Annotated in this window: 8 protein-coding genes; 7 read left to right on the forward strand and 1 reads right to left on the reverse strand. The window is 39.6% G+C overall.

The window, feature by feature from the left end; genetic code table 11:
* The 3 genes from ACH2DQ_RS18885 to ACH2DQ_RS18895 form a co-directional block, all read left to right on the forward strand.
* On the forward strand, positions 1–167 hold a 167-nt coding region (locus tag ACH2DQ_RS18885), incomplete at its 5' end, for a formate--tetrahydrofolate ligase (protein ID WP_395027845.1).
* Positions 168–239: 72 nt separating this feature from the next.
* Positions 240–1,019, forward strand: coding sequence for a formate/nitrite transporter family protein (locus tag ACH2DQ_RS18890; protein ID WP_394912328.1), 780 nt, complete (start codon positions 240–242; stop codon positions 1,017–1,019).
* Between the two features lie 126 nt (positions 1,020–1,145).
* Positions 1,146–2,321, forward strand: coding sequence for a hypothetical protein (locus tag ACH2DQ_RS18895; RefSeq protein WP_394912327.1), 1,176 nt, complete (start codon positions 1,146–1,148; stop codon positions 2,319–2,321).
* A gap of 293 nt (positions 2,322–2,614) precedes the next feature.
* Here ACH2DQ_RS18895 and ACH2DQ_RS18900 read toward each other — a convergent pair whose 3' ends face one another.
* Entirely contained in the window at positions 2,615–3,382 is a 768-nt protein-coding gene (locus tag ACH2DQ_RS18900; protein ID WP_394912326.1) for a DUF6062 family protein, read from the reverse strand.
* Between the two features lie 139 nt (positions 3,383–3,521).
* Here ACH2DQ_RS18900 and ACH2DQ_RS18905 point away from each other — a divergent pair, with 139 nt between their 5' ends.
* The 4 genes from ACH2DQ_RS18905 to ACH2DQ_RS18920 form a co-directional block, all read left to right on the forward strand.
* A complete protein-coding gene (locus ACH2DQ_RS18905) occupies positions 3,522–4,013 on the forward strand; it encodes a MarR family winged helix-turn-helix transcriptional regulator (protein WP_394912325.1) in 492 nt (163 codons plus the stop codon).
* A 398-nt stretch (positions 4,014–4,411) separates the two neighbouring features.
* Positions 4,412–5,593 carry an ArsA family ATPase gene (locus tag ACH2DQ_RS18910; protein WP_394912324.1) on the forward strand — a complete coding sequence of 394 codons (1,182 nt, stop codon included), beginning with the start codon at positions 4,412–4,414 and terminating at the stop codon, positions 5,591–5,593.
* A complete protein-coding gene (locus ACH2DQ_RS18915; protein WP_394912323.1) occupies positions 5,586–5,894 on the forward strand; it encodes a hypothetical protein in 309 nt (102 codons plus the stop codon). Before ACH2DQ_RS18910 ends, ACH2DQ_RS18915 begins: the two co-directional genes overlap by 8 nt.
* An 11-nt stretch (positions 5,895–5,905) precedes the next feature.
* Positions 5,906–6,281 (forward strand): ArsA family ATPase (locus ACH2DQ_RS18920; protein ID WP_395027843.1); only part of this gene is annotated, 376 nt, incomplete at its 3' end.

The following is a 6,281-nucleotide window of genomic DNA, read 5'->3' on the forward strand; positions in this document are numbered from 1 at the left end:
CACCGACAGACTTTGAAGTAACGGTACGTAACTTAAAGATCTCGGCAGGAGCAGGATTTATCGTAGCGCTTACCGGAGAGATTATGACTATGCCAGGACTTCCAAAAGTACCGGCAGCAGAAAGAATCGACGTAGACGAGACAGGAAAGATTTCCGGATTGTTCTAATTATATAAATGCAGGGCAGGTGGGGACCTGCCCTGCATTAAAAGGATCAAAAGGAAAGAGGAGGTATTTGTTATGTTTCAGGAAGAATTTCAAGCAGTTTGTAATTCAGGAAAGGCAAAATATGGATTGTTGAAAAATAATCCTCTTGGATATTTTATTTCCTCGATGGTAGCTGGAATGTTCATTTCATTTGGTTCCTTTGTAACCTTTGTTATGGGAACGCCTCTGAAAGAAGCGGGAGATCCGATGATGAAGGCTGTAATGGCTTTCTCATTTGCAGCGGCTTTAAGTCTGGTGGTAGCAGCCGGAGCAGAATTGTTCACGGGTAATAATTTTGTAATGACCTCTGCATCTCTTAATAAAGTTGTAACATGGGGTAATACAATTAAACTATGGATTATATGTTATATTGGTAACTTCCTGGGTTCTATCGCATGCGTTTTTGTTTTTCAGCTGACCGGTGTGCCAAAGGGAGCAGTTGGGGAAATGTTTGCTTCTACCGCAGCAACGAAAGTAGGACTTGGACCGGTAGAACTGCTGACACGGGCAATTCTGTGTAATATCCTGGTTTGTCTGGCAGTATGGTGCAGTATAAAATTAAAAAATGAAGTAGCAAAACTGATTATGGTTTTTTGGTGCATCTACGTATTCATGATTTGCGGCTGCGAACATAGTATTGCAAATATGAGTATTATTGGGGTAGGCTTACTGAATAAAGGGGATGCTGCAATTTCCATAAGCGGTTATTTATATAACCTCTCTTTGGTAACGGTTGGCAATATGATCGGTGGAGCTGTATTTGTGGCAATACCATATTATTTAATTTCCAAAAACAAAAAAGAGGTGCAATAAACTAAATAAATTCTTAATAAAATTGTAAAAAATAGAAGTTTCTCTTAAAAAATAGTTGAGACTTCTATTTTTTTGTGTTATAGTTGTACAGGTAGCAAGGAAATAATTGGTCATGAGAGGTAAAGAATGAAGAAGATCAAAATCTCAGTTGTAATTCTCACACTGGCATTAATTTTTGGACTTGCAGGCAGTGTACCATCTATGAAAGCGGATGCTGCTGAAAATGTAGTGAAAAAGGCAAAAACAGTTAAAAGTACATCAGGAAGCTGGAAACAGAATTACACAGGGCGCTGGTTTCAGTACAAGAACGGCACATATCCAAAGAATAAATGGATAAAGATAAAAAATAAAATTTACTTTTTTGATAAGAGTGGCTATGCAACAACCGGTTGGAAGCTGTACAAAAAGTCTTATTATTATTTAAATGAGACAGGCAGTAATAAAGGTGCGCTGGTAAGAGGTTGGAAGACGGTTAATGGCAAACGTTATTATCTGTCTAAGACAACAGGTAGAATGTACACCGGATGGCATACCATTGGCGGTAAAAAGTATTATTTTGATAAGAAGAATTCCAATCTGGGCGCGATGGTTAAAAAGCGCTGGGTAAATGGGCGGTATCTGCAGAAAGACGGAACAATGGCAGTCAACTGCAAGGTAGGAAAGTATTATGTGGGAGCTGACGGTAAGAAAACAGCAGAACCACAGATACCGGAAAACCAGAATCCTGAAACAGGGAATTCCGGTCAGACAAACCAGGGACCAAATGAAAATGCAGGCAGTTCCGGTGTAAACCAGTATCATACATATATTTTTGTAGGCGATTCCAGAACAGTAGGAATGGAAAGTGTAATTGGCACAAAGGGTGGTAATGCACAGTATATTGCAAAAGTAGGAGAAGGCTACAACTGGCTGATGTCTTCCGGGCTTACAAAGCTTAAGAAGAAACTGGATTTAAATCCTTATGTGAAGGTTGTATTTAATCTGGGGGTCAATGATTGTGCAGGCAGTACGGTGCAGCAGTATATCAGTATATACCAGAATTTGATTGCAAGCTATCCAAATACGAAGTTTTATATGATGTCCGTTAATCCGGTTAATGATAAAATTGCATCATCCGTGGGATATCTGGTAAAAAATAAGCAAGTGATAGCGTTTAATAAACAGTTAAATGCAGCATTCCCTAGTCTTTATATTGATACCTATTCATACTTGAAGACCAATGGGTTTGGTACGGCAGACGGCGTTCATTACGATAATGAAACCTATCAGGCTATTTATGATTATACGATTACTCATTCATAAGATTGATTTTACATAAGATTCATAAGATCTACAAGAGATACATGCGTTTTACAAAAGGTCAACATGAGATATACATAAGATCTATAAGATATACATGAGTTTTACTTAAGGTCAACGTGAAGTTTATGCATAAGATCTACGTAAGAAAGAGGAGAATCGCGACACACGATGGAATCCTGACAAAAATTACATATAACACGGATTAAAAAAGGGTATTTGGAGAATTTTCCAAATACCCTTTTTTGATACCATATTGAAATATAAGTGAAGTTTGCGAAGATTTTCCAGCCGGATTATTTATCACTTTGGAAGACAGGATCCGCAGGATAGCCTCCGCCCAGTTTCTGCATACATCTTTGGACGCTGTCTCTGGAGTTGCCCCAGTCTTTGTCTTTATTCAGGTAATCGTATTTGGCAGTGAACCAGGTTACCTCTTCTTCCAGACGTTTCATATTTTCCGCCATGAGCTTAAAAAGCATGGGATAATAGAGATTTTTTTGTTTTTCATTCAGTTTATCTTCTGCAGTCTCGATGACATCTGCAAAGTGATGGAGACAGAAGCCTTTGCTGTTTTTTACAATTTCTACGAAGTCCGGATTGTTTTTTAACATTTCAAAAAAGGTATCCAGATAGCGGTTATAATTATCGTTAAAATGATTGCATACATAGCATTCATTTTCCTTTTCGGAAATCCAGGCACCAATGTTTGTTTTTCGGATTTCAGGTTCGATGGCGGTCTTTTTGATGCGTTTTAACATGGAAGATTTGCCGGGTGTAAATGCTTTGATCTGTGCCTGCAGTTCTTCGTTTAATTTGTGGAAATGTGTACTTAGTATCAGAGCACTTCCAAGGCGGTTGCCATAGTCAAACATCATTTTGTAATGATGACGGCAGAATCCGATCTTGTCCGTTTCCATACGCACGTCATCTTCCATATAGGCTGAGCCCAGAATAAAAGAAATGGCATGCTGTTCCAGGTTTCTTTCTATAAAGCAGAATGGACATTCGTCTTTGGCATTAAATGCATCCATCAGAGGAATGGTATATATGGTTTCTTTCATATAAAGAGGCCTCCTTTAGCGTCGTTATGTATACTATAGCACAGAAAAGAAATTTGGAATACAAAATTCTTGACAAATTATTACTTCGAGAGTAGAATTAAAATATACTTCGAAGAACGAAGTAAAGGAGTGATTACCTATGAACGAATTTCCAGCAACCGTAGAGGAAATGGTATTTGAAATTATGGATAAATGCAAATTTATCTTTTATCCGGAACAAAGGTTTGATCTGTTTTTAAACTGTACGAAGAATGAAATCTTTGCTTTGTTGTTTGTTTACCGCCAAAAACAGGTCAATATGAGTGAAATAGCAGAATATATGAATATTCCATTGAATACGGTCACCGGAGTGATCGGCCGCCTGGAAAAAAAGCATCTGGTACGCAGAGAGAGAAGTGAGCAGGATAAGCGGGTTGTAACCATATCACTCTCGGAAGATGGATCAGAATTCATGCATCATGAAATGATGGATCTGGGAAGTTATTTTACCAGAGTCATGGAGGCATTTTCAGATGAGGAGAAGAAAACGCTGTTTGGTATGGCGGATAAGGTATTTGCGGTACTGAATCAGAGGGAGAAATCTGGTGAGCAGGCAAAGATAAAAAAAGTACGCAAGATTGAAATTGAGTAGAAATAGCGTCGATATAGAGTCTAAATTGAGTAGAAATAGAGTGGGAATAGTATGATTTTGACAGAGCTTTATGGCTCTGTTTCAAAATATTAAATAGTTCGAATCTCGAATATTTCGAATAAAGAACTAATGAAGGGATTTAGAGATGATAAGTTGAGAACATGAAATGCAGAACAAAAAATATGCAGAACGTATAATACACAGAACAAATAATACACAGGAACTAATAATACACAGAACAAATAATACACAGAACGTAAAATATGCAGAACGTATAATGTGCAAAAAGTATGATGAACAAGTAGCGTGATGTGCCGGAATGCATGTTATACACGAAACCATGATGAACAATAAAATATAAATTTAACCGGACAGTTCTTAGCCGGGAAAGGAGATTTATGAATCGAATTATAATTTTTACAGGAAAAGGCGGCGTAGGCAAGACCAGTATTGCAGCAGCACATGCCAGAAAAGCATCAAAGGAGGGGAAAAAAACATTAATTGTCAGCACGGATATGGCGCATAACCTCAGCGATTTATTCGAGCAGCCGCTGGGAAAAGAGGAAAAGCAGGTAGCTGACCATTTATATGCGTTAGAAATTGACCCCACTTATGAAATGGAGCATGATTTTTCATCTATGATGAATGCTTTTGCTCAAATGCTCCCGGCAGGCAGCGGGGAAGAAGGTTTCATGGATGGTCTGGATATGATTCCCGGAATCGAAGAATTATTCTCACTGTTAAAAATACAGGAAATTTATAATCAGAAGAAATATGACCTGGTTATTGTAGACTGCGCGCCTACCGGAGAGACATTGTCCCTGTTAAAGTTTCCTGAACTGCTTTCCTGGTATATGGAAAAATTGTTTCCACTTGGAAAAGTGGCAATGAAGGTGATGCGGCCGGTATCGAAAAAGTTCTTTCAGATTCAGCTTCCGGACACAAAGGCTATGAATGATATTGAGAGGATGTATCTGAAACTGGCGGAATTACAGAGTTTGATCAAAAACCGTGAGGTCTGCAGCATCCGCCTTGTGGCAATTCCGGAAAAGATGGTTGTGGAAGAGACAAAGAGAAACTATATGTATTTGAATCTTTACAATTTTAATGTGGATGGTCTTTATTTGAACCGGGTTTTGCCGGCTGATATGGAGAATCCATTTTTTGATGAATGGCTGACGATTCAACAGCAGTATATCACGGAGTTAGAAGAGGTCTTCCGGGACGTTCCGGTGTATTCCATTAAATGGTACGATATTGATTTAAACGGGCTGACATCTTTGGACCGGGTATGCGAGGATGCACTGCAGGAGGAGGACCTCTTTGCAGTGAAGCGGATTATTCCCAATGAAGTCTATGAAAAGACGGAAGATGGTTATCTGCTTAAAGTATATCTGCCCTGTGTGAACAAAGAGGATATCGTAATGCATGAAGCCGGACGGGATCTGATTGTGAAGATCGGAAACTTTAAAAGAGCCATTCCCATGCCTTCTTCTCTGCGGGGATATTCTGTACAGTCTGCAAAGATGAGGGATCAGTCGCTGGTAATACAGTTCGTAAAGGAGGACGAAGATGAATAAAACTTTTATAACGAAAATGGTCCAGGCAAAGAAATTGGAAATCGAAGCATTTCAGGAATTATTGCCGGATGAAATAAATGAGCGTATGAAAAACTGGAGGGCAGGTGCCGGAGATTGGTTAAAAGAGTGCGCGGTAGAAATCTACCTGGCTGGAAAAAGAGAAACAGGGTCGGCATCTTATGCGGAAGAAGATGAAGGAAGCCGCAGGAGTAAAACTGAAAAAGGGGATAGCAGTGGAGAAACAGCTTCCACAGGGAAATCCCAACAGGCAAAACGGACGAAGAAAGTAACGATTGAGTAGGAGGGTCTCACATGAGAATATTATTATATACGGGCAAAGGCGGTGTAGGCAAGACCAGTATTGCGGCGGCGACTGCCTGCAAAATTGCGGAAAGCGGAAAACGGGTGCTGATTATGAGTACTGACCAGGCGCACAGCCTGGGGGACTCCTTTGACCGAAAGCTTGGAAACGAACCTCTGGAAATCTCAGAGCATCTGTATGCTATGGAAATCGATGCGGTAGCAGAAAGTGAGCATGCATGGGGAAATATCAAGGATTATCTGAAAAAACTGCTGACATCCAGATCCGGGGAGAGTATAGAAGCAGAGGAACTGCTGGTTTTTCCGGGATTTGAAGAACTGTTTTCACTGTTTAAAATTCTGGAGATATACGAGGCTCAGAATTATG

It is taken from the genome of Robinsoniella sp., assembly GCF_034124845.1.

Bases quoted from the DNA above. Each gene is read 5' to 3' on its own strand.
- ACH2DQ_RS18910 (WP_394912324.1), top strand. From the start codon at position 4,412: ATGAATCGAATTATAATTTTTACAGGAAAAGGCGGCGTAGGCAAGACC.
- ACH2DQ_RS18895 (WP_394912327.1), top strand. From the start codon at position 1,146: ATGAAGAAGATCAAAATCTCAGTTGTAATTCTCACACTGGCATTAATT.
- ACH2DQ_RS18905 (WP_394912325.1), top strand. From the start codon at position 3,522: ATGAACGAATTTCCAGCAACCGTAGAGGAAATGGTATTTGAAATTATG.
- ACH2DQ_RS18915 (WP_394912323.1), top strand. From the start codon at position 5,586: ATGAATAAAACTTTTATAACGAAAATGGTCCAGGCAAAGAAATTGGAA.
- ACH2DQ_RS18890 (WP_394912328.1), top strand. From the start codon at position 240: ATGTTTCAGGAAGAATTTCAAGCAGTTTGTAATTCAGGAAAGGCAAAA.
- ACH2DQ_RS18900 (WP_394912326.1), bottom strand. From the start codon at position 3,382: ATGAAAGAAACCATATATACCATTCCTCTGATGGATGCATTTAATGCC.